This window comes from Streptomyces sp. NPDC008121 (assembly GCF_042957155.1).
GTDB lineage: Bacteria > Actinomycetota > Actinomycetes > Streptomycetales > Streptomycetaceae > Streptomyces.
The window spans coordinates 640,119-662,540 of the sequence record NZ_JBIBHT010000002.1; the positions used below are offsets into that span (position 1 = coordinate 640,119).

Genomic DNA, 22,422 nt, shown 5'->3' on the forward strand with positions numbered 1-22,422 from the left:
CTCGGGGCCGATGCGGTCAGACCGGCCGGACCGGGAGGGTGCGGACGCTGTTGCCGACGAAGCTCGCGTGGCGGGGGAGGTCCGGCTCGGGGGTGGCGAGGGTGAGGTCGGGGAAGCGGGTGAAGAGGGACCGGAGGGCGATCGTGGCCTCCATGCGGGCGAGGGGGGCGCCCAGGCAGTAGTGGGGCCCGTGGCCCAGGGAGAGGTGCTTCGCCGCCGGTGCGCGGGTGAGGTCGAAGCGGCCGGCGTCCGGGCCGTGGGTCTTCTCGTCGCGCCCTGCCGCCGAGTAACCCGCCAGGACGGGTGTGCCCTTCGGGATCAGCGTGCCGTCGACGGTGAGGTCGCGGGTGGGGTAGCGAAACGGGAAGTAGCTCACCGGGCTGTCCCACCGCAGGGTCTCCTCGACCGCGTCCGCCCAGGCGGCCCGCCCGTCCAGGAGCAGGGCGAGCTGGTCCCGGTGCGCGCACAGGGCGCGGACGGCGTTGGTGATGAGGTTCAGGGTGGTCTCGTGCCCCGCGATGATCATCAGGATCAGGGTGCCGATGAGTTCGGGCTGGCTCAGCCGGTCGCCGCCGTCGTCGCGGGCGGCGATCAGGGCGCTGGTCAGGTCGTCGCCGGGTCGCGCCGTCCGGGCGGCGGCGACGGCGGCGAGGACCTCGACCAGCTCGCGGTTGGCCGCCAGGGCCTGCTCGGGGCCGATGTCGGTGGCGACGACCTGGTTGGAGAGGTGGTGCAGCCGGTCCCGGTACTCCGCGTCCACGCCGAGGAGTTCGCAGATCACCCCGAGGGGCAGCGGCAGGGCGTAGTGGCGGCGCAGATCGGCGACGCCGCCACCCTCCCGGGCGGCGGCCGCGAGCCCGTCGAGGAGTCCTGCGGTGACCGCCTCGACCCGGGGACGCAGCGCCTCCACGCGGCGCGCGGTGAACGCCTTGCCGACGAGGCCCCGCAGCCGCCGGTGGTCGGCGCCGTCGGCGGTGGTCATCCCCTGGACGGTGGCGAAGGTGCGCAGCGGCCACCCTTCCGGTATGTGCCCGTCGGCGAGGGCGGTGAAGTGGCGTGCGTCCTTGGCGACTTCGGGGTGGGAGAGGAAGTCGCGCAGCGCGTCGTGGCCGAGGACGGCCATCCCCTCGACGCCGCCGGGCAGCAGCACCGGGGCCACGGCTCCCTGGGTGAGCAGCCGGGCGTTGGCGGCGTGCGGGCAGCCCCCGGCGGGGTCGAGGACGTGGGGCGTGACGTTCACGGGGCACTCCTGACGGCGAGGCGGGCCGAACCGGCGTCCGAACGGTCAGAGCTGCAGAAGAGGCAGAGCTGCCGAACGGTCAGATCCTACGGTCGGCACCGCGTTCACCGAGAGGGGTCTGCGCGCTCAGCGGCCGGCTGCGCAGACCGCGGCGGGGAGGAGCCCGGCTGACCTGCCCGCGCTCAGGGAACCCCCGGGAGCCTCTCCTGTCCCCAAGCCGGGCTCAGCATCAGAGGTTGGTGTACTGGGCGGCGTACTGCTCGCTGGGCGGGACGACGGTGATGACGTCGATCAGTACACCGTCCGGTGCGGTGATGATGAAGTGGCGCTGGCCGAACTCTTCCGTACGCAGCGGCAGCACGACGGGCAGGCCCGCCTCGACCACGAGCCGCTGGTGCTCGGAGTCGACGTCGTCCACCTCGAAGTTCAGCAGCAGGCCCCCCTGGAGCGCGGCCCGGTGGCCTTCGGGGACGGTCGGGTGGGCGTGGTCGAGGAGGGCCAGTTCGTACTGCGGGGCGTCGGGGCGGCGCAGGCTGACGTACCAGTCCGCCTCGAAGGTCACGTCGAACCCGAGGTGGCGGGTGTAGAAGTCGCGGGAGGCCGCCACGTCCCGGCTGGCGAGCACCGGGTAGAAGCCACCGAGCTTCGTCCTGGGCGTGGTCGTGGGCTCTTCGGTCATGACACTCCTCCAGCTTCATTTCACATACCCTGGGTATGCGAATCGTGGCGTTAGCATACCCTCGGTATGCGGAAGAGAAAGGGCGGTGGGCTCGATGGCGGTCAGCCGGGCGGAGCAGCGGGCGGCCACGCGGCAGGCGCTGCTGGCCGAAGGGCGGCGCCAGTTCGCCGCCGACGGGTACCACCATGTGGTGCTGGCCGAGGTGGCGCGGGCCGCCGGGCTCACCAAGGGGGCCGCCTATCACCACTTCGACAGCAAGGCAGGGCTCTTCCGGGCTGTCGTCGGCGAGATCCAGCAGCAACTGGGAGAGCGGGTCGCGGCCGCGGCCGAGCGGCACGAAGACCTCTGGGAGCAGCTCCAGGCCGGCTGCCGGGCCTTCCTGGCCGCGGGAACCGATCCTGCGGTGCGACAGATCCTGCTGGTCGACGCGCCGACCGTGCTGGGCTGGGACGAGTGGCGGGCCATGGACGAGAAGTCCTCCGCCCGGCATCTCGCGGAGGCGCTGACGGCGCTCGCCGCGGCCGGGGTCATCGCCGATCAGCCGGTGGAGCCTCTGGCCCGGTTGCTCTCGGGGGCGATGAACGAGGCCGCGCTCTGGATCGCGCGGGGCGGGGACCCGCAAGCCGGGGAGCAGGCACTCGACCGGCTCCTGGCGGGGCTGCGCGCCCCGGCCTGACCTCTCCTGCGGACGCATTGGCACCACCTGCGCCCGTGAGGGGCGGGGAAGAATGGGCGCCGGGTGCCGTCTGCCGGCCGACCGGCTGCCGCGCATGGAACGGCCGTCGCCGGATACACGTAGGCAACTGGCTTGAAAGCAGGGGTGGTCGGACCGGCCGCCCCCTTCCGTCCGGAGGAAGGCGAGACGTCATGCCGCTGACATTCCGCAAGAGCTTCAGGATCCTGCCCGGCGTCCGGCTCAACATCAACCGCAAGTCGTGGTCGATCACCACCGGGGGCGGCAAGCACGGCCCCCGGCACACCCACAGCAGCACCGGACGCCGCACCACCTCGATGGACCTGCCCGGCCCCTTCGGCTGGCGCAGGACCAAGCGCGGCTGAGCCGCGAGGTGCGCGGCGCGTCCAGGAGCCCCCGGCCGGGCGAGGCCGGGGGCTCTTCGGCGCGCGCTACGGGCCCGGTGCGGGCTCCCGGCGCGGGCGGCGGCCCAGGAGTACGGCCAGGCCGCGGCGGGTGGCGGCGATGACGACCCGGTCGCCGGGTGCGAGGAGCTGGCCGGGGTGGAGCTGCCAGACCAGCCCGGCTCCCGGGCGGCCGAGCGGCGCGGAGCCGGTGGCGAGGGCGATCACCCGCCAGGCACCGGGCCGGAACGCCTCGGCGACCGTACGGCCGTCCAGGTGCGCGTTCCCCGCCACGTCCACAGCCGCGAAGAGCAGCACCCGGCGCTCCACCGGGATGGCGCCCAGGATCTGGCGGCCCATCATGGCGCCCGCGAAGGCCGGTGCGGCCAGGTGCGAGACGCTGCGGCTGCGGGTGAGGGCGTCCGGGTGGGCGGCGCGCAGGGTGCGGTAGACGGCGGTGGCGAAGTCGTCGTCGTACAGGCGCAGGGCGACGCGCAGGTCGGCCTTGACCGAGCGGGCGGAGAGCGCGGCCTCCAGGTTGGTGATGTCGACGCTGGTCAGGGCGAGCAGGGCGTGGGCGCGGTGGATGCGGGCGGCTTCCAGGACGCCCTCCTCGGTGACGTCTCCGATGACGGTCGGGACGCGCAGCCGGCGGGCCAGCGCCACGCCGCGCGCCTCGGGGTCGGACTCGACGCACACCACCGGGATGTTCAGTCGGCGCAGCCGCGCGAGGACCCGCGTGCCCACCTTGCCGAGTCCCAGGAGCACCACATGGCCGGACAGGGTGCGGGGCGGGCGGCGCAGCGAGGTCGCCGAGCGGAAGGTGCCGAGGGCTTCGAGGAGTCCGGCGATCAGGACGGGCAGCAGGAGCAGGCCGAGGAGTCCGGCGAGGAGCTGCAGCACCTGACGGCTGGTGGTCTCGTCGACGGCGGGGTCGCCGATGGCGAAGAGGTCCAGGAGCGTCAGGTAGGCGGCGTGCAGGGGGTGGTGGCGGGTGGTGAGCCAGGTGGCGAGGGCGATCGCGACAACGGCGGCGGTCACACCGGCGAGCGACCAGCGCAGCCGGCGGGAGAAGAGCGAGGCGACGGGCAGCGCGGAGGCGCCGAACCTGTTCGCCGAGAGGGTCGGTCCGGCGTATGTGACCGCCTCCAGGGCGACGGTGCCCCGGCCGGGCGCCGCCGCGACGGCCCGGTCGTCGGGCAGGAGCTGGGGGCCCGCGTCGCCGCTGCGCTCCGAGCCCTCGCAGCCGGCCGGATCGTTGGTGGTCGCCGACAGCAGGGCGAGGGTGCACAGGCCGGGGTCGGCGACCTCGCCGCGGGCCGGCGGCGTGCGTTCGACGGCGTGGAGGAGGAGACCGCCGGCCTGGACGACCTTGCTGGTGCCGGCGATCGCGGTGGCCGCGAGCGCGGGGGCGGCCGTGTCGGCGTCGGAGAGCACGGTCGTCGCGGCGTCGAGCAGCTTGGGGTCCGGGCAGGGCTCGACGACCGCCCCGGCCTGATCGAGAAGGGTCTCCAGGTGCTGGCCGAGCTTGCGGTTGTAGAGCCGGATCACCAGTCGCAGGCGGGGGTTGAGGCGGCGGGCGGCGAGCGCGGCGCGGATGTTGGTCTCGTCGTCGTCGTACACGAGGGCGAGGGCGGCCGCCTGTTCGACGCCCGCGTCCACGAGAACGGCGTCGTCCACCTCGGCCGTCTCCACGAGCCGTATCGATCGCGTGGGCGCCGCGCCCCGCTGCTCCCCCACGGCGCCCCGGGTGACGGCCGCGGTCACCCGGCCGAACAGCGCCTGGGCGATCCCCGGCCGGCCGGCCGACGGCCGCTCGGGCTCCCGCGGCGCGGGGACGAGCAGGGTGATCCGCTCGCCGTAGACGTCGTGCAGCTCCGCCGCGAGCCGGTGGGCGAGCACGTCGTCACCGCAGACGATCATGTGCCCGGCGGCCACGGCCCGCTGCTGCCGCGGCGCGGACGCCCCCGCGGCGACGGGACCGCCGGTCCCCTGCGCCTCGGCGGGTTCCGATGGAACGGGGCTGCTCTGATACGAAGGTGATGCCACGTCACCAGCATGCCCTGCCCCGCTGACACCGCTTCCCCGGCCCCCAGACGGCGGTCTTCTTCAGGGCCTCTTCAGCGGAGCAGCGTGACGGGACCGCTCTCATCGGCCGTGATCACGAGCCGGACCCGGACCCGGGCGCCGAGTCGAGGGGGGCGTGGACGTGGTCGTCCTCGTCGAAGGTGGTCAGGACGAGGACGCGGGCCGTCGCCGGACCGGCGGTGATCAGGGGCGTGGCCTCGATGCCGCGCAGGGCCTCCCGCGGTTCCGCCGGCCCTGTCCGGACGACCCGGATCCGCACCCCGGCCTGGATGGCGATGATCCTGCCCCCGCGGCGTTCGTACGCCGGTCGGCTCACTCCGACTGCGGGTGACGGTCAGGCTTCCTACGGTGGCTGAATGATCGTCACGTCCGCTGTCCGTCATGCCGCCGCCGGTGTCGCGGTGCTGCTGTTCGTGCTGCAGGCCCCCACGGCCACGGCCTCCTCCCTCACGGAACCCACGCCTCCCACCGCGCGTTTCGTCGACGCGGGCCTGCTGGACCGCGCCGGGACGCAGGTCCGGCCGTTGCGGGGGGCGCCCGAGTTGCCGGACTCGTCCGCGCGGTCGTGGCTGGTGGCCGATGCCGCCACCGGAGAGGTGCTCGCGGCGCGGAACGCCCATCGCCGGTTGCCGCCGGCCAGCACCCTGAAGGCGCTGTTCGCCCTCACCGCGATGCCGCATCTCGAGCCCGAACGGCGGCACACGGTCGACGCGTGGGAGCTGGAGGGGATCGGGCAGGGCAGCAGCCTGGTCGGCGTCCGGCCCGGTTACACGTACAAGGTGTCGGATCTGTGGAACGGCGTCTTCCTCAGCTCGGGGAACGACGCCGTCCACGTGCTGGCGGCGATGAGCGGCGGCTGGGAGTCGATGGCCCGGCAGATGCAGGAGAAGGCGCGGGCTCTGGGCGCGCGCGACACGCACGTGGTGTCGCCGGACGGCTACGACGCACCGGGGCAGGTGTCCTCGGCGTACGATCTGGCGCTCTTCGGCCGCGCCGGGCTCCAGGACCCGGCCTTCGTCCGCTACTGCTCGACGCCGTACGCCGACTTCCCCTCGGGGTCGTGGTCGTACGGCATCCGGAACACGAACCGGCTGCTGACCGGGGCGGACGGGGTGGCGCGCTACCCGGGGCTCATCGGCATCAAGAACGGTTACACCAGCGGCGCGGGGAACACCCTGATCGCCGCCGCCCGCCGGGGCACCCGGACGCTGGTGGTGTCGGTGATGAACCCCAGCTCGGGAGGGCACTCCGTGTACGAGGAGGCCAGGTCGCTGTTCGACTGGGGCTTCGACGCCGCGGGCCGGGTCCAGGCCGTCGGCACCCTGGCCCCGGTGCCGGTGCGCGCGCAGCGGCATCCGTCGCCCGAGACCGGACCGGCCGCCGCCGCGGCGGGCGCGGCCCCGCACGGGGACAAGAAGGCCGGTGCGGCGAAGGAGGCCACAGCGGCGAAGGCCACGGTGCCCCGGCCGGTGCCCGTGTCGGAGCGGGTCGCCGCCCTGACCGAGCCGCGCCGCGCCGAACGGGGAAACCCCGGCCCGGAGGAGAACTCGCCGCACGGGTCCGTTCCCTCCGGCCCCTGGGCGGGTCTCCCGCTGGCCCTGGTGGGTTCGGCCCTCGGTGCGGCGCTCTCGCTGTGGCTGTGGCGGCGTCGGTCGGCCGGCCCGGGCGGTGACGGGCACGCCTGACGGGCGCCGCCACCCGCGGGCGCCACGCTTCTCGTCGTCGGGGCCCGGCGCTCTCGTCGGTCACCGCGGGGACCGGGTCTCGCGGCCCGGCCCCGGCGGAACCGGGGTCACTTGCCGAGCGAGCGCTTCAGCTCCGCCTTGTTCATCGAGGACCGGCCGTGGACGTTCCGCTTCTGCGCCTCGGCGTAGAGCTGGTCGTACGTCGGCCCCTCGGCGCCGCTGTGCGAGCGCTTGCCGCCCCTCCGGGAGGACGACATGTCCTGCGTGGACGTCTTGCTCGCCGTCTTGGACTCGCCCGCGCGGGCCCGCTCCTTGTTGACGGTGCGCGCGGCGATCTCCTCGGCGCGCTCCTCGCCCTCACCTCGGTCGAGGGCGCTGTCCTTGATGTGCTCGTACTGCCGTTCCCGCTTCGGGCTCGATCCGCGAGGCATGGTCCGCTCCTTCCCTTCCACCGTCCGCGTGCGGCCTGTCGTGATCGTCATGGCCGGTCGTCGGGCGGGGCCTAGCGCCTCTCGTCGGGCCCCGCCCACGACACTTCTGCCCCTTTCGCCCCTTTTCATTCGCCCGTCTCGTCGAGCGGCCGGCGGAGCGCCGACCGGCCCTCGGACCAGGCGGCGACCAAGTCGTCCCCGAGGCGGTCCTCCAGGAGGCCGGTGGCCCGGATCCCGAAGGCGACGTCGGCCGCCAGGTGCGGCTCGTCCTCCAAGAGGCCGTCGACGACCTCTCGCCGGACCAGCTGTTCGTGTACGGCGTCCGCCTCCACGTGCTCCTCGTAGAAGTGCACCGCCGCGGGCCCCGCCCCGGCCCGTTCGAGGGCGAGCGCCAGCCGGGAGGAGCCGGGCGAGGAGGTGATCTCGACGGAGGCGAAGTGGCCCACGAGCGCCCCGCGCAGGGCCCGGTGCAGCCCGAAGAGCGACATGAGGTTGACGGTCGCCAGGGTCCGCGCTCCGGCCGACTCGACGTAGCGGCCGTACGTGGTGTCGAGGCCGAGGTCGGTCATCAGCTCCGCGTACAGGCGCGCGTGCATGCGCTCGGCCCGGCCGGAGCCGAACTCGTCGTACTCCACCGCCACCATGGACGCCTTGGCCCGGCCGCGAAGCCGGGGGATCACCCAGGCGTGGGGGTCGGCCTCCTTGAGGTGGTAGACGGAGCGCAGGGCCGCGTACTCCCTGAGCTGCCACAGTTCACCGTGCTCGACGAGGAAGTGGGAGGGGCCGGTGCCGTCCACCGGTTCGACCAGGATCGCGCCGAGGGCGTCGGTGACGTCGTCGGTCGTGCCGCACTCCTCGCGCAGGGCGGCCAGGAAGCGCGCTTCCAGACGGCCCCTCAGCTCCAGCAGGGCCGGATCCCACTCCCGCTCGTCCGCCACCCCGGCGAAGCCGCGGTAGTGGAGTTCGTAGCAGAGGTGCAGGGCGAGGTGGAGGTCGTCGCCGTACGGGTCGAGCCGCTCGGTCGCGGCGGCGTCGGGCAGCACCGAGGCGTCGCCGCGCAGGTAGGCGCGCACGCCCTCGGACACCTCGCCGCGGGCGGAGGGCAGCCGGGGCGCGGCCGTGGTCGGCTCCACGGTCGCGGTGGCCGTATCGGTGGCACTGCTCATGTTCTCGTCCTCATCTTTCGCGACCAGCGGATCACCATGCGCAGCAGGCAGGTCAGGGCGACGACCCAGACCACCGCGAACACCCAGATCAGGACGGGCGCCGCGGTCACGACGGCGGAGACGAGGAGGGCGAGGGCCACGGCCCCCAGCAGGGCGGTTCCCCGCACTGCCCAGCGGTCGGGCGACCGGTACGGGCCACGCCACCGGGCCGGTCCGGGCGAGGCGTCCGTGCCGTGACGTCCGTCCGGGCCACGAGAACCGTCCGGGACGGACGGGCGGTCCGGCCGCTCGCCGGGGGCGTCGGTGGAAGGAGTGCGCCCGCCGTCCTCCGCCAGTTCTCTCTCCATCTCGGCCAGGATGCGCCGCTCGCGTGGTGAGAGCCGTACTTCCTCCATCGCCGACACCTCCCAGCGGTCCGGCGCCCCTCCGGTGTCCCGGACGAACGGCCGGCCCTGCCCATCGTTCCTGCGCACGCGTGCCGTTCCCCGGAAGGCCGCCGCGCCTTTCGACGCGGTCGGGCCACCGGATCCCGGCTCTGCCGCCGCGAGTACCCGCGGAACCGCTCTTCAGACACCTCGCCGGTGCTTCTCCGGTACGTCCCCCGGGCGTACACCCCTCTCGGGCCGCGAGGGAACGATCCCGTACAGATCATCAGAAGATCTACCAGAAGGCTCCAAAAGGTAGAATCCTGTGCGGACACCACGATTCCGGTCGACCGTGCGGTGGAGGGAACGAGGGAGCCGTGACGACCAACCCCGCCGCGAAGCCTCCAGGGGCCGGAGAGGCACGGTCCGGCCCCGACAGCGTCGCCAGGCTCACGGCGGAGATCGGGCGGCTGCGGGCCGAACGCGCCCGACGGCACCTCCTCGACCTGGCCACCGGTGTCCTCGCGGTCCAGCTGAACGCCTCCCCCGCGGACGCCGCCGCCCACCTCGACGCCCTGGCCCACGCCACCGGCCTGGACGTCGAAGACCTCGCCGCGGACGTCGTCAACGGCCTGGCCGGCTCCCCGCTCAAGCCGCCGACCGCACCCGGCCACGAGCAGACGGACGCCGGGCACACGCCTCCCGAGCCGACGGACGAGGAGCGGGAGGAGGGTGCGGCGCCCGGCCACGAGGCCGGCGCGGCACCGCCCGGCGCCGCGCGGGAGACCCCGGAGGAGCACGCCGCCCGGATCACGGCGCGCCATCTCGCCGAAGCGCGCCGGGCCCGGCGCGCGGTGTCGGCCGCCGAGACCGCCGACACGGTCGGCGAGGCGGCCCGCACCCTGCTGGAGGGCGGCCTCGCCCCTTACGGTGCGGAGAGCCTCTGGCTCTGGCGACGCGCCGACATGGGATGCCTGCGGCTCGCGGGACACGCCGGGGTGAGCGCGGCCGAGGCCGCGCTGTGGCAGTGGATCCCCCCGGCGGGCCCGCGGCTCTTCCGCGAGGTCCTCGCCGACGGCTCGCCCGCCTGGCTGGAGACGGGGCACGACGACGTCCTGCCGGGCCCGGGCCCGCGCGCCGCCCGGGCGCTGCTGCCCCTGCGCGTGCGCGGTACGACGGCCGGGCTCGCCCTGGTCTGCTGGCCGGGCCCGCTCACCCTGGAGGCCCCGCTGCGGCGCGCCCTGATGGGCCTGATGGAGGTGGCGGGCACGGTCCTGGACGCCCAGGAGGCGGCCCCGGCCGCCACTCCCGTACTCGTCGACGTGCTGGACGCGCTGGTCCATCCGGCGATGCTGCTCCACACGCCGTCGGCCGGTGCCCCGCCGCCCGTCGAGCCCGCGCCCACCTCGTCGTCGGCCCCCGCTGCCCAGGCCCCCGGCCCGCCGGCCTCCACCCCACCGACGATCGAGCACCTGAACGAAGAAGCCGTGGAGGCGCTCGGCGCCGCTCCGCCGCGCGAGGACCGCTCCCTCGCCCTCGCCCTTCCCGCGGTCCACGCCGACCTGGCCCATCTCGCGCGCCGCGCCCACCGCAGCGCGCGCGTGCAGCGGGCGGCCCTGCTGCCCGTCACGGACACCGGCCCCAGCGGCTCCCCCCGGCTGTGCGACGTGCGGGTGCTGCCGGCCGGCGCCGAGCGGACGGTCGTGCTCTGGCACACCGCGAACGACCCCGGCCTGGCGACCGGACGCGCGGTGGCCCGGCTGCAGAGCGTGGCCACCTTCCAGGACAGCCTCACCGGCGGCGAGACCATCTGGTCGGAACAGGCGTTCGCGATCTTCGGGATGTCCCGCGACGAGACGCCCGTACCGCTGCTCGGTCTGCGGGGACGGGTCCATCCGGAGGACGGCGTGGCGCTGACCGCGCTGCTCACGACGCTGACCGAACGCCATACCGGCGCGCAGACGGTCCTGCGGGTGCTCCTCGGCGACGGGACCGTCCGCCATGTCCGGGTGGCGGCCGAGCCGCTGCTCGACGGGCGGACCGTCGGCGGCATCGCCGGCGTCTACCAGGACGTGTCCGCCAGCCGGCGCACCGAGGCGGCGCTCAACGCGACCTTCGACCACCTGACGGCCGTCCAGGGCCGTGCGGAGATCCGGCACCGACTGGCGCTCCAGCTCCAGCAGGCGATCGTGCCCGAGGTCCCCGACCTCCAGGAGGTGCCGGGGCTGATGGTGGCGGCCCGCTACCGGCCGGCCGCCGAGGAGTACCGCGTCGGCGGCGACTGGTACGACGTGCTCCCGCTGCCCGGCGGCAAGGTCCTGGTGGCCGTCGGGGACATCGCGGGCCACGGCATCACGTCCGTCAACGGCATGGTCGCGCTCCGCAACGCCCAGCGCGGGCTCGCCTTCACCGGCAACTCCCCCCGGCACCTGATGCGCTGGCTCAACGAGCTGACGCTGCGCACCACCGACCACCCCACCGCCACGGCCGTCTGCGCGCTGTACGACCCCGAGGACCACGTCATCGTGTGGACGAGCGCCGGGCACCTGCCGCCCCTGCTCATCCGGGAGGGCCGGGCCCGGCTGCTCGACGCCCCGCACGACGTGCTGCTCGGCGCGGTTCCGGCGTACGAGTACAAGGAGCAGCGCACCCGGCTGCGGGCGGGCGACCGGCTGCTGCTGTACACGGACGGTCTGGTCGAGCGCCGCCACGACGGTCTGGACCGAGGGCTCGCGCACCTCGTCAGGGAGGCCGAACGGCAGAGCCGCCACCCGTTGGACCGACTGGTGGACGGGCTGCTGCGAGCGGCCGGCGGGGACACCGACGACGACACGAGCATCGTCGCCGTGCAGGTGCTCTGACGGCGCGCCGACCGATGCGTCAGGCGGTCAGGCGGTCACGTGTTCAAGTGGGGAGCCACTGGCGGACCTTGGTCATGAGTTCGTCCGCGTCGACCGGCTTCGAGACGTAGTCGGCGGCACCGGCCGCCAGGGCGCGGGCGCGGTCGCCGGGCATGGCCTTGGCCGTCACCGCGATGACCGGGAGGTCCGCCCGGCCCGGGAGCTCCCGGATCGCCTCCGTGGCGGCGTAGCCGTCCATGCCGGCCATCATGACGTCCATCAGGACGAGTTCGATCTCGGGGTGGCCGCCCAGCAGGTCGAGGCCCGCGCGGCCGCCGTCGGCGCTGAGGACGTGGACTCCGTGGCGCTCCAGCACTTCGGTGAGCGCGAAGACGTTCCGTACGTCGTCGTCGACGACGAGGACGGTCCGGCCTGCCGTGCGGGGGTCGTGCGCGGGGCCGGGGTCGGCTTCGGGCTGCCCGGGGGCGGCCCGGCCGTCGTCGCCGGTGGCCGGTACGGCGTCGGGGTCCGCGGGGCCGCCGAGGCGCGGGTCGGGGAGGAAGAAGGTGAAGACGCTGCCGTGGCCGGGGGTGCTCCGGACGTCGAGGGCGCCGCCGAGGAGCCCGGCCACCTCGCGGCTGATGGAGAGCCCCAGGCCGGTTCCGCCGTAGCTGCGGGCGGTGGTGCCGTCGCCCTGCTGGAAGGCGCCGAAGATGCTCTCGAGCCGCTCGGAGGGGATGCCGGTGCCCGTGTCGCTGACGCGGAAGGCGAGGGCGGCGCCGGCGCCGCGCAGCCGGGGCGGCAGTCGGTCGCCCTCGGCGCGGCCGATGGCCAGCTCGACCCGTCCCTCCTCGGTGAACTTCATGGCGTTGGAGAGCAGGTTGCGCAGGATCTGGCGCAGCCGGGACTCGTCCGTGGTCAGCTCGTCCGGGACGTCGGCGGCCACGGTGACCGCGAACTCCAGCTCGCGTTCGTCGGCGACGGGGCCGAAGGTCGCCTCCAGATAGTCCAGCAGCTGGTGCATGGCGAACGGCTCGGGCCGGATCTCCATCTTGCCCGCCTCGACCTTCGACAGGTCGAGGATGTCGTTGATCAGCTGGAGCAGGTCGGAGCCGGCGGAGTGGATGACCTCGGCGTAGTCGACCTGTTTGGCCGTCAGGTTCCCGTCCGGGTTCTGGGCGAGCAGCCGCGCCAGGATGAGCAGGCTGTTGAGCGGGGTGCGCAGCTCGTGGCTCATGTTGGCGAGGAACTCGGATTTGTACATGGAGGTACGGGAGAGCTGCTGGGCGCGGGCCTCCAGTTCCTGACGGGCCTGTTCGATGACGAGGTTCTTGGACTCGATGTCCTGGTTCCGTTCGGCGAGCAGCGCCGCCTTCTCCTTCAGCTCGGCGTTGGAGCGCTGGAGTTCCTGCTGCCTCTCCTGCAACTCCCGGGAGCTGGTGCGCAGTTCTTCGGTGAGTCGCTGGGACTGGCCGAGCAGCTCGTCGGTGCGGAGGTTGGCGACGAGCGAGCTGACGACGGCTCCCGCGGTGTCCACGAACTGCTCGAGGAAGTCGCGGTGGATGGCGGTGAAGGGGTGGAGCGAGGCGAGCTCCACGGCGCCGAGGACCTGGTCCTCGACGACGATCGGCAGGATGACCAGCATGCCCGGTTCGCCGCGGCCGCCGCCGGAGGCGATGGTGGCGTACCCGGGCGGCACGCGGTCCACCACGAGGGTGCGCCGGTCGTGTGCGGCCTGGCCGACGAGGGACTGGCCGAGCCGGAAGCTGCGGGGCGGGCCGGCGGGGTCGTCCGGCAGGCCGTACGCGGCCGTCATGACGAGTTCGGTGCCCCGTTCGTCGTGCCGGGCGAGGAAGAAGGCTCCGTACTGCGCGGAGACCAGGGGAGGCACCTCGGTCATGATCAGTTCGGCGATGTCGGGGAGGGCGCGGGTGCCCTGCATACGGGCCGCGATCCGGGCGATGTTGGTCTTGAGCCAGTCCTGGTCCTCGTTGGCCCGGGTGGTGGCGCGGAGCGACTCGACCATGGCGTTGATGTTGTCCCGGAGGTCGCCGACCTCGCCGGGGGCCTCGACGGCGATGGAGCGGGTGAGGTCGCCCTCGGCGACGGCGCTGGTGACCTCGGCGATGGCGCGGACCTGCCGGGTGAGGTTGCCGGCGAGTTCGTTGACGTTCTCGGTGAGCCGTTTCCAGGTGCCCGAGACCCCTTCGACCTCGGCCTGACCGCCGAGCTTGCCCTCCGTGCCGACCTCTCTCGCCACGCGGGTGACCTCGGCGGCGAACGAGGACAGCTGGTCGACCATCGTGTTGATCGTGGTCTTGAGCTCCAGGATCTCGCCGCGCGCGGAGACGTCGATCCGGCTGGTGAGGTCGCCCTGGGCGACGGCGGTGGTGACCTGGGCGATGTTCCGCACCTGGTTGGTGAGGTTGTCGGCCATGGAGTTGACGTTGTCGGTGAGGTCCTTCCAGGTGCCGGACACTCCGCGGACGGTGGCCTGGCCGCCGAGCTTGCCCTCGGTGCCGACCTCGCGGGCGACGCGGGTGACCTCCTCGGCGAAGGAGGAGAGCCGGTCGACCATCGTGTTGATGGTCTCCTTGAGCTCCAGGATCTCGCCGTCCGCGTCGACACGGATCTTGCGGGTGAGGTCGCCGCCGGCGACCGCCGTGGCGACCTGGGCGATGGACCTGACCTGCGAGGTCAGATTGTCGGCCATGGTGTTGACGCCCGAGGTCAGCTCCTGCCAGACGCCGTGGACGCGCAGTTCACGGGCGCGTCCGCCGAGCAGTCCCTGCCCCCCGACCTCGCGGGCCACCCGGGTGACCTCGGAGGTGACCAGCGACAGCTGGCCGACCATGTCGTTGTAGACCACGGCGATCTGCCCCTGGACGCCGCCGGCGGCTTCGGGCAGGCGCACCGACAGGTCACCGTCCCGGACGGCGGTGAGGCCGGCCAGGAACTCTCGGAGCCCGTCCTCGCCCGGCCCGGCCGGCCGGTCGGCCCCGGCGGCGGGGGTGCGGTTCCTGCGGGGGGATACGTCCATCACGGCCTCGCGGCGACGCGGGAGCGGTACGGGGTGCACCGCGGCGGCCCGGTTCGCACTCCCACCTTAGGTCGGGTCCGGAAAGGAGCGCCTGGTCGGCGGGCCCGGCGAGCGGAGGGGTGCGTGCGGGCGCGAGGGGTCACGGCACCTCGCCGGGAGGGGTACGGACGGGGGTGTGCCCGGGGTCCTCGGGCGGGATGTCGATCTCGAACCACACCGCCTTGCCGCGCGGGCGCGGCAGACAGCCCCACGCCGCGGCGAGCCGGTCCAGGAGGTACAGACCGTGCCCGGAGGACCGCGCCGGGCGATGGGGGCCGGACGGCCGGGGCCGTGCCGGGCTGGCGTCGCTGACCTGGGCCCGCAGGCGCCGGTCCGTGTGGTCCAGGCTCAGCTCGTACGGTCCGTCGGCGTGGCGGCAGGCGTTGCCGACGACCTCGGAGACGAGCAGGACGGCGTCCTCCACGGCGGTGCACCCGGCCGCCCCGGCCTGGCCGAACCACTCGCGCAGGGCCTGACGGGTGACCGCGCGGCACTCCGCGACCGTTTCCGGCCCGTCGGTCAGCGCGTAGTGCCGGGCACGCGATGTGTCCCTGTGCTGCCAGGTGGTCATAGCTCGCCGTTTCCCGGACAAATGGTGTTGATTCATCCCAGGGGGGAATCTTTGAGGAAGGACACTCGAAGGAGCTCTGCTCGCCGTCCTTCCAGGAGGGCGAGGAGCCGCGCCATCGGTCGAGGAGCATCATGTCCACTTCGCACACCTCCCGCCGTCAGACCTCCGCCTCCGCCACGGCGGTCCTTCCGGAGCCCCCGGAGCCGTACGGGCCGGACGCGCCACGCCGCTCGCGGGCGTCCTCGTCCCGCGGGGCGATCGCCGAGCCGGTCGAGGTACGGCGCCGCGCGCTGGACGGGCTGCCCGAGATCGACCGGCCCACCGAGGTGAGCACGGCCGACGCGCAGACCCTCTCCACGGCGCTCTTCACCCGACTGGAGTCACTGGAGGAGGGCACGGCGGAGCACGCCTACGTACGCAACACCCTGGTCGAGCTGAACCTCAGCCTGGTGAAGTTCGCCGCGCGCCGCTTCAAGAACCGCGCCGAGCCGACCGAGGACATCGTCCAGGTCGGCACGATCGGCCTGATCAAGGCGATCGACCGGTTCGACACCAGCCGTGACGTGGAGTTCTCGGCCTTCGCGCTGCCCACCATCGTGGGCGAGATGAAGCGCTTCTTCCGGGACACCAGCTGGGCCGTTCAGGTGCCGCGCCGGCTCCAGGAGCTGCGCATCGAGCTGGCCAAGGCGATCGACACCCTGGAACAGGATCTGGGGCGCCGCCCGAGTCGGGCCGAGCTGGCGGCCCACCTGCGGGTCGACGAGGCGTGTGTGGCGGAGGGCGAGCAGGCCGCGAACGGCTATGTGGCGCGTTCCCTGGACACCCCGTCCGGCGACGAGGAGACGACGACGCTCACCGCCGGGGCGCGGCGCCTCGGCGAGGAGGAGCGCTCCTTCGACCTGATCGACTCCCTGGAGTCGCTGAAGCCGCTGATCGCCCGACTGGACGAGCGGGACCGGCGGATCCTGTCGCTGCGCTTCGGCGACGAGCTCACGCAGTCGGAGATCGGCGAGCGCCTCGGGCTCTCCCAGATGCACATATCCCGGCTCTTGGCCCGGATCCTCGACGAGCTGAGGACCGGTCTGCTGGAGGACACCACGGACGTGGACGCCACGGCGGGAACGGCCACGCGCCGCGCCGCGGGAGCGCGTCACTGAGGGGCCGCGGGAGCGCGTCACCGAAGGCGCGGGCCCGAGGCGCCACCGACGGGCGGGGTGCCGGGAACGCGGCACGGGACGGCTGAGGAAGCCACGGCCTCACGCGGCCGGGAGGCCTCGCCTCACGCGGCGGTGTCCGGGCGGCTGATCTCCAGCCACACCACCTTGCCGCCCTCGCGCCGCTCGGAGCCCCAGTCCCCCGCCAGGCGGTCCAGGACCATCAGCCCGTGTCCCCCCGGGAGGGACGCGGCGCGCGGCCGGCGCCGCGCCGGAGGCTCGGGGTTCCCGTCGGCGACCTCGACCCGCAGGTTCTCGCCGGACTGGCGCAGGACGATCTCCTCGGGACCGTCGGCGTGCAGGCAGGCGTTGGTCACCACCTCGGAGACCAGCAGCAGCACGTCGTCCACCCGCTCCTGCGCCTCCTCGGTCCGCGCAGGCGTCCAGCCCCAGTCGGCCAGAGCCGCCGCGGTGAAGTCACGGCACCGCGTCACGACTCCCCGCGTATCGAAGAGCAACAGCCGCCGGATCTGGCCCTGTCGTGTCGGGGCCCCGGGCCCCTGACGCTCGTGCACCCCGCCGACAGCCCCACTGTCCGCGGCTTCCTGGTCCATGGGGTACCTCCGCCCTCGTCCGCCTGGCCGCCGCCCGGTTCGCCACCGCGCGGCGCCCGCCGCCCGGCCACTGCCCGGGCCCGGCCGTGCCGGTCGCGTCGGCCCGGGCGGCCGGCCCTATCCCGTCTTCCGCTCCGCCAGCGCCTCCTCGACGCTCTCGTGCACCCGGAACACGCTCCGTGCCCCGGTGATCTCGAACATCCGGGACACCGGCGGCCCCAGGCCCGCCAGCTCCACGCTCCGCCCCTGCTCCAGCGCCTGGAGCCGGGCCCTCAGGAGCACGTTCAGCCCCGAGGAGTCGCAGAACGTCAGAGCCGAGCAGTCGAGCACGATCCGGTCCGCCCCCGTGCGGGGCCCGGACCCGTCCCCCGCGCCGGAGCTCTTCTCCAGCGCGGCCCGCAGCGTGTCCGCGGTGTCGTGGTCCAGCTCTCCCCGCAACGCCAGCACCACCGCCCCGGGCCCCTGCCCGGGAACGGCTTCGACGGCGAACCGCTCGGCGTCCATGGGGTCACCGCCTTCCGCTCGCGCTCATTCGCGCTACGCCCGCGCTTCTACCCACCCCGGGCCCGGAAACTCGACGATCGGCACGAATCGCCCCGGATGCGGGCGCGGATCATTTTCGATCGACTGGGTACCCGTAAGGCTCCCGGCCCCCCGGCCCCCTCGACCTCAGCAGGACGGAGCATCCGGACATGAACCTGATGGAAGGACCGGCCCGGCGCGACGCCGACCGGACCGGCGAGAACAGCACGGCAGGCACTCCGACGAACGCCGTGCCGGCGAGCGCCACCGGCGGACACGAAGCGACGGGCCACGGAGCGACGGGTCATGTGCCGGGGACGCTCCCGCCCGACCACACGCAGGCGATCCTGGAGACCACCAAGCAGGTGGCGGCGCTGCTCAAGACGTCCGGGTGCCCCTTCGCCCTGGTCGGGAGCGTCGCGGCGTACGCCCACGGCATCCCGGTCAGGCTGCAGCACGACACGGACTTCGCCGTACGCCGGGAGGACGCGGACGCCGTCGTCGGCATCCTCGCGGAGAACGGCATCGAAATCGTCGAACCGCCCGAGGACTGGCTGGTGAAGGCGCGGGCCGGCGGCGAGCACATCGACCTGATCTTCGCGCTGGCGGACCGCCCGGTGACGACGGAGCTGCTGGAGCGGGCCACACTGCTGCCCGTGGACTCCGTCCACATGCCGGTGCTCGCGCCCACCGACCTGATCAGCAGCCGGCTGGCCGCGCTCTCCGAGCACCACTGCGACTTCGGGGCGCTGCTGCCGGTCGCCCGGGGCCTGCGCGAACGCGTCAACTGGGACCGCGTACGGCGCGAGCACGGGGACGACCCGATGCCGGACGCCTTCCTGTACCTGCTGGAGCGGCTGGACGTCATCCCCCGGAGGGAGGCGACCCGTGAAGGGCGCTGACGAGGGCGAGTACCGGATCGCCCATCTGCGGGACCGCCTCGCGGGTGACGAGGTGGCCGAACTCGGCGTGCGCATCGAGATGCGCGGCGGCTCGGTGCTCCTGTCCGGGACGGTGCCGACGGCCGAACGGCGGGACGAGATCCTGCGGATCGCGGGCGAGGAGCTGGGCGGGGCACCCCTGCGCGCCGACCTCGTCGTGGTGTGCGCGGACGCCCCGGACCGATCCGAGGAGCTGCGGTGAGCGCGATGACGGGCGGGCGGAGCGATGTCGTACGCGTGGCGGCGGTCGGGGACATCCACCTCGGGCCGGACAGCCACGGTCTGCTGAGGCCCGCGTTCGAGACCCTGCACGAGCGGGCCGACGTGTTGCTCCTCGCGGGTGATCTGACGTGCCACGGGACGGTCGAGGAGGCGGAGGTCGTGGCCGGCGAAGTGGCCGGGATCGAGGTGCCGGTGGTGGCCGTCCTCGGCAACCACGACTACCACTCCGACCAGGAGGAGGGCGTCACGGAGACCCTGCGGGCCGCCGGCGTCACCGTCCTGGAGGGCTCGGCCGCGGTCCTGGAGATCGGCGGCCACCGGATCGGGGTCGCCGGCACGAAGGGGTTCTGCGGCGGCTTCGCGGGGCGCAGCGCCGGGGAGTTCGGCGAACCGGAGATGAAGTCGTTCGTGCGCTACACCCGGCGCAGCGCCGACGGCCTGCGCCGGGCCCTGGGAGAACTGGCCGACGACGGCTGCCGGGTGAGGATCGCGCTGACGCACTTCGCGCCCGTGCCGGACACCCTGGCCGGGGAGCCGCCGGAGATCTTCCCTTTCCTGGGCAGCTATCTGCTGGCCGAGGCCATGGACGAGGGCGGCGCGGACCTCGCGGTGCACGGCCACGCCCACATGGGCGTGGAGCACGGGATGACGGCCGGCGGCATCCGCGTGCGGAACGTGGCGCAGCCGGTGATCGGCCGGGCGTACGCCGTCTACCACCTGCCGCTCGACGGCAAGGCCCCGGCGGACGACGGGACAACGTCGGCCCGCGACCGTCTCGGGGCGGGAGCCTCGGCCGGGACCGGCTCGCTGACGCCCGCCGGATCCCGGGCATCGGCCGGAGACCGGGAGCCGTGACCACCGCGGCGAGGCGGGGCCCCGGCCCGGCGCGTTCAGGAGCCGGGCAGGCCTTCCAGCGCCTGCCGGGGTGCGGAGGCCACGGCGCCGACGTACCGCTCGGCCGCGCGCACCGCCTCGCGGGCGGTCCGCTCCCCCATCAGGACGCAGAGCGTGTACGCCGTGTCCTCGAAGCTCCTCCGCGTCGACAGGTCCCCCGGCATGGCCAGGACCACGCGCTCCTGGTCCCGGTAGTGCCGGAGCAGTCGGTCGATCGTCTTCTTGTCGGGCAGCAACATCGTGTCCTCCTGACGCGCCCCCCTTCCCTCGATTGCTCCATAGTCCGGTCGGACGGTCACCTGCGCGACCCGTTCGGGCACGATCTGTAACGGAAGGGCGGTCCCATGAACCCGAAGGCGAACCCGAGCGACGGCCTGAAGGTGGTCGTCACCGGCGCCACCGGCAACGTCGGCACGAGTCTGGTCCGGGCGCTCGCCCGTGAGCCGCGGGTCGCGTCCGTCCTCGGACTGGCCCGCCGGACCCCCCGGTTGACCCTTCCCAAGACCGAGTGGGCGGAGGTCGACCTCTCCCTGGAACGGGACGAGCCGAGGCTCGCCCAGTACGTCGAGGACGCCGACGCCGTCGTCCACCTGGCCTGGCGGTTCCAGCCGACCCACGACCCGGTCGAGACGTGGCGGTCCAACGTCCTCGGCTCGCTGCGCGTCTTCCAGGCGGTCGCCGCGGGGCGCGTGCCCGTGCTGATCCACGCCTCCTCGGTCGGGGCGTACTCCCCCGGCCCGAAGACGGGCGCGGGGGTCTCGGAGTCCTGGCCGACGCACGGCTGGCCCGGTGCCGCGTACACCCGGGAGAAGGCGTACCTCGAACGGGTCCTGGACACCTTCGAGCGCGATCATCCGCTGATCCGGGTGGTGCGGATGCGGCCCGGTTTCCTCTTCAAGGAGGAGTCGGCGAGCGAGCAGCGCCGGATCTTCGCCGGCCGCTTCTTCCCCGGCGGGCTGCTGCGTCCCGAACTCCTCCCGCTGGTGCCGGAGTTCGAGGGGCTGCGGTTCCAGACCCTGCACACCGACGACGCCGCCGACGCCTATCGGCGGGCGCTGCTGCGCGATGTCAGGGGCGCCTTCAACCTGGCGGCGGATCCGGTGATCGACGCCGAGGCGCTGGCGGGGCTGCTGGACGCGCGGACGGTGAAGGTGCCGAAGGGGGCGGTGCGCGGGGCGCTCTCGGCGGCCTGGAGGCTCCGGGTCGTCCCCGCATCGCCGGACCTCTTCGACGCGGTCCTGCACCTGCCCCTGCTGTCCACGGACCGGGCGCGCCGGGAGCTGGAGTGGGAGCCGTCGATGACGTCGGTGGAGGCCGTGAAGGCGTTCCTGCGCGGGGTCCGGGCGGGCGGCGGCGACGCCACCGCTCCGCTCACCGGCCGTCGCATCGGCTGAGACCCGGTGCGGAGCCCGGCAGAACGGCCCCGCACCGGCGGGCACACGGCCGGCGGGGAATCGGGCGGCGGGGACACGGGCGTGCGCGGCCCCGGCGGAGGGTCGTTTCGCCGTACCGCTCCCGGGCACTCGCCGGGCACGACCGACAGTGAAGGTCCACCAGGAGGAGGTGTCCCATGCGGGCGCTGACTTGGCACGGCAGGCGCGACGTCCGTGTGGACACCGTGCCCGACCCGAAGATCGAGGAGCCCACGGACGTGATCGTGGGCATCACGTCGACCGGTATCTGCGGTTCCGATCTCCATCTGTACGAGACGCTCGGGCCCTTCCTCGACCCTGGGGACATCCTGGGGCACGAGCCGATGGGCGTGGTCGTCGAGGCGGGCCCGGGGGTCACGACGCTGGCGCCGGGCGACCGGGTGGTCGTCCCGTTCAACGTCTCCTGCGGGCAGTGCTTCATGTGCGGGCGCGGCCTGCACTCCCAGTGCGAGACGACGCAGGTCCGCAGCCACGGCAAGGGCGCGTCGCTGTTCGGGTACACCAAGCTGTACGGCCAGGTGCCGGGCGGCCAGGCCCAGTTCCTGCGGGTGCCGTTCGGGGACTGGCTGCCGGTGAAGGTGCCGAAGGGGCCGCCCGACGAACGGTTCGTCTATCTGTCGGACGTCCTGCCCACCGCCTGGCAGGCGGTGCGGTACGCGGACGTGCCCGCCGACGGCTCGCTCACCGTCCTCGGTCTCGGTCCGATCGGCGACATGGCCGCCCGGGTCGCGCTGCACGAGAGCTCCCGGCTGGTCATCGGCGTGGACCTCGTGCCCGAACGACTCGAACGGGCCGCCGCCCGCGGGGTGACCGTCCTGGACCTGCGCGAACACGGCTCGGACCTCGCCGACGTCATCCGGGACATGACCGGCGGCCGGGGCACGGACGCGGTGATCGACGCGGTCGGCATGGAGGCCCATGGCTCGCCGGTGGCGAAGGCGGCGCAGCGGGCCACCGTGATGCTGCCCGACGCGGTCGCCCAGCGGCTGATGGAGTTCGCCGGGGTGGACCGCATGCAGGCCCTGAACACGGCGATCGACGTGGTCCGGCGCGGCGGCACGATCTCGGTCGTGGGGGTGTACGGCGGCATGGCGGATCCGCTGCCCATGCTCACCCTCTTCGACAAGCAGATCCAGCTTCGGATGGGGCAGGCCAACGTCCGGCGGTGGGTGGACGAGATCATGCCGCTCCTCTCGGACGGCGACCCGCTGGGCGTGGAGGGCTTCGCCACCCACACGCTGCCGCTGGAGGAGGGCCCGGCGGCCTACGCCACGTTCCAGACGAAGGGCGACGGGATGGTGAAGACGCTGCTGCGTCCGTGACCGGGAGCCGTGGCGGTCCGGCCTCGACGCCGGGCAGCAGTACGACTGCGGGGCGGCGGGAACGGTCCGTGAGACCGTTCCCGCCGCCCCGCACCCGCC

At 73.8% G+C, this 22,422-nt stretch carries 22 protein-coding genes; 10 read left to right on the top strand and 12 right to left on the bottom strand.

Annotated elements, in window-relative coordinates:
• Positions 1–16 precede the first annotated feature (16 nt).
• Both ACFZBD_RS08375 and ACFZBD_RS08380 read right to left on the bottom strand, forming a co-directional pair.
• Entirely contained in the window at positions 17–1,240 is a 1,224-nt protein-coding gene (locus tag ACFZBD_RS08375; RefSeq protein WP_391137565.1) for a cytochrome P450, read from the bottom strand.
• Positions 1,241–1,469: 229 nt separating this feature from the next.
• On the bottom strand, positions 1,470–1,919 hold the full coding sequence (locus ACFZBD_RS08380) for a VOC family protein (RefSeq protein WP_391137568.1): 450 nt from the start codon (positions 1,917–1,919) through the stop codon (positions 1,470–1,472).
• Positions 1,920–2,013: 94 nt separating this feature from the next.
• Between ACFZBD_RS08380 and ACFZBD_RS08385 the strand changes: the two genes are divergently transcribed.
• Entirely contained in the window at positions 2,014–2,595 is a 582-nt protein-coding gene (locus ACFZBD_RS08385; protein ID WP_391137570.1) for a TetR family transcriptional regulator, read from the top strand.
• 191 nt (positions 2,596–2,786) lie between these two features.
• Positions 2,787–2,978, top strand: coding sequence for a DUF4236 domain-containing protein (locus tag ACFZBD_RS08390; protein WP_391137573.1), 192 nt, complete (start codon positions 2,787–2,789; stop codon positions 2,976–2,978).
• Positions 2,979–3,044: 66 nt separating this feature from the next.
• Here ACFZBD_RS08390 and ACFZBD_RS08395 read toward each other — a convergent pair whose 3' ends face one another.
• Together ACFZBD_RS08395 and ACFZBD_RS08400 are read right to left on the bottom strand one after the other, a co-directional pair.
• The gene (locus ACFZBD_RS08395) at positions 3,045–4,919 is read right to left on the bottom strand and encodes an NAD-binding protein (RefSeq protein ID WP_391138535.1); all 1,875 of its coding nucleotides are present in this window, start codon (positions 4,917–4,919) and stop codon (positions 3,045–3,047) included.
• Between the two features lie 238 nt (positions 4,920–5,157).
• Positions 5,158–5,400, bottom strand: a complete 243-nt coding sequence (locus tag ACFZBD_RS08400) for a hypothetical protein (RefSeq protein ID WP_391137576.1) — start codon at positions 5,398–5,400, stop codon at positions 5,158–5,160.
• Positions 5,401–5,440: 40 nt separating this feature from the next.
• Here ACFZBD_RS08400 and ACFZBD_RS08405 point away from each other — a divergent pair, with 40 nt between their 5' ends.
• Positions 5,441–6,769, top strand: coding sequence for a serine hydrolase (locus ACFZBD_RS08405; RefSeq protein ID WP_391137579.1), 1,329 nt, complete (start codon positions 5,441–5,443; stop codon positions 6,767–6,769).
• 107 nt (positions 6,770–6,876) lie between these two features.
• Here the strand turns inward: ACFZBD_RS08405 and ACFZBD_RS08410 are convergent, their stop codons facing one another.
• From ACFZBD_RS08410 to ACFZBD_RS08420, 3 genes are all read right to left on the bottom strand, one after another.
• A complete protein-coding gene (locus ACFZBD_RS08410; protein ID WP_391137581.1) occupies positions 6,877–7,200 on the bottom strand; it encodes a plasmid stabilization protein in 324 nt (107 codons plus the stop codon).
• A gap of 125 nt (positions 7,201–7,325) precedes the next feature.
• A complete protein-coding gene (locus ACFZBD_RS08415) occupies positions 7,326–8,366 on the bottom strand; it encodes an iron-containing redox enzyme family protein (RefSeq protein WP_391137584.1) in 1,041 nt (346 codons plus the stop codon).
• A complete protein-coding gene (locus ACFZBD_RS08420) occupies positions 8,363–8,839 on the bottom strand; it encodes a hypothetical protein (RefSeq protein WP_391137587.1) in 477 nt (158 codons plus the stop codon). The genes ACFZBD_RS08415 and ACFZBD_RS08420 overlap by 4 nt, the downstream gene beginning before the upstream one ends.
• A gap of 269 nt (positions 8,840–9,108) precedes the next feature.
• Between ACFZBD_RS08420 and ACFZBD_RS08425 the strand changes: the two genes are divergently transcribed.
• Entirely contained in the window at positions 9,109–11,592 is a 2,484-nt protein-coding gene (locus ACFZBD_RS08425) for a SpoIIE family protein phosphatase (protein ID WP_391137590.1), read from the top strand.
• Positions 11,593–11,635: 43 nt separating this feature from the next.
• Here ACFZBD_RS08425 and ACFZBD_RS08430 read toward each other — a convergent pair whose 3' ends face one another.
• Positions 11,636–14,611 carry a HAMP domain-containing protein gene (locus ACFZBD_RS08430; RefSeq protein ID WP_391137593.1) on the bottom strand — a complete coding sequence of 992 codons (2,976 nt, stop codon included), beginning with the start codon at positions 14,609–14,611 and terminating at the stop codon, positions 11,636–11,638.
• Between the two features lie 139 nt (positions 14,612–14,750).
• On the bottom strand, positions 14,751–15,221 hold the full coding sequence (locus ACFZBD_RS08435; protein WP_391137596.1) for an ATP-binding protein: 471 nt from the start codon (positions 15,219–15,221) through the stop codon (positions 14,751–14,753).
• Positions 15,222–15,352: 131 nt separating this feature from the next.
• On the opposite strand from ACFZBD_RS08435, the gene ACFZBD_RS08440 reads away from it, so the two are divergent.
• A complete protein-coding gene (locus ACFZBD_RS08440) occupies positions 15,353–16,378 on the top strand; it encodes a SigB/SigF/SigG family RNA polymerase sigma factor (protein ID WP_391137599.1) in 1,026 nt (341 codons plus the stop codon).
• A gap of 122 nt (positions 16,379–16,500) precedes the next feature.
• On the opposite strand, the gene ACFZBD_RS08445 is transcribed toward ACFZBD_RS08440, so the two are convergent.
• Complete coding sequence (locus tag ACFZBD_RS08445; RefSeq protein WP_391137602.1) at positions 16,501–16,869, bottom strand: ATP-binding protein; 369 nt, start codon at positions 16,867–16,869, stop codon at positions 16,501–16,503.
• Positions 16,870–17,106: 237 nt separating this feature from the next.
• The gene (locus ACFZBD_RS08450; protein ID WP_391137605.1) at positions 17,107–17,493 is read right to left on the bottom strand and encodes an anti-sigma factor antagonist; all 387 of its coding nucleotides are present in this window, start codon (positions 17,491–17,493) and stop codon (positions 17,107–17,109) included.
• Positions 17,494–17,681: 188 nt separating this feature from the next.
• Between ACFZBD_RS08450 and ACFZBD_RS08455 the strand changes: the two genes are divergently transcribed.
• From ACFZBD_RS08455 to ACFZBD_RS08465, 3 genes are read left to right on the top strand one after another with little or no spacing between them, the layout of a single operon-like run.
• Positions 17,682–18,413, top strand: a complete 732-nt coding sequence (locus ACFZBD_RS08455) for a nucleotidyltransferase family protein (protein WP_391137608.1) — start codon at positions 17,682–17,684, stop codon at positions 18,411–18,413.
• Positions 18,400–18,654: a BON domain-containing protein gene (locus ACFZBD_RS08460; protein WP_391137611.1), complete on the top strand. Its 255-nt coding sequence runs from the start codon at positions 18,400–18,402 to the stop codon at positions 18,652–18,654. The genes ACFZBD_RS08455 and ACFZBD_RS08460 overlap by 14 nt, the downstream gene beginning before the upstream one ends.
• Positions 18,655–18,659: 5 nt before the next feature.
• The gene (locus ACFZBD_RS08465) at positions 18,660–19,529 is read left to right on the top strand and encodes a metallophosphoesterase (RefSeq protein ID WP_391138537.1); all 870 of its coding nucleotides are present in this window, start codon (positions 18,660–18,662) and stop codon (positions 19,527–19,529) included.
• A gap of 35 nt (positions 19,530–19,564) precedes the next feature.
• Here the strand turns inward: ACFZBD_RS08465 and ACFZBD_RS08470 are convergent, their stop codons facing one another.
• Positions 19,565–19,807 carry a DUF5133 domain-containing protein gene (locus ACFZBD_RS08470; protein ID WP_391137614.1) on the bottom strand — a complete coding sequence of 81 codons (243 nt, stop codon included), beginning with the start codon at positions 19,805–19,807 and terminating at the stop codon, positions 19,565–19,567.
• A 105-nt stretch (positions 19,808–19,912) separates the two neighbouring features.
• On the opposite strand from ACFZBD_RS08470, the gene ACFZBD_RS08475 reads away from it, so the two are divergent.
• A complete protein-coding gene (locus tag ACFZBD_RS08475) occupies positions 19,913–20,962 on the top strand; it encodes an NAD-dependent epimerase/dehydratase family protein (protein ID WP_391137618.1) in 1,050 nt (349 codons plus the stop codon).
• A 176-nt stretch (positions 20,963–21,138) separates the two neighbouring features.
• Complete coding sequence (locus ACFZBD_RS08480) at positions 21,139–22,323, top strand: alcohol dehydrogenase catalytic domain-containing protein (protein ID WP_391137625.1); 1,185 nt, start codon at positions 21,139–21,141, stop codon at positions 22,321–22,323.
• Positions 22,324–22,422: the final 99 nt, after the last annotated feature.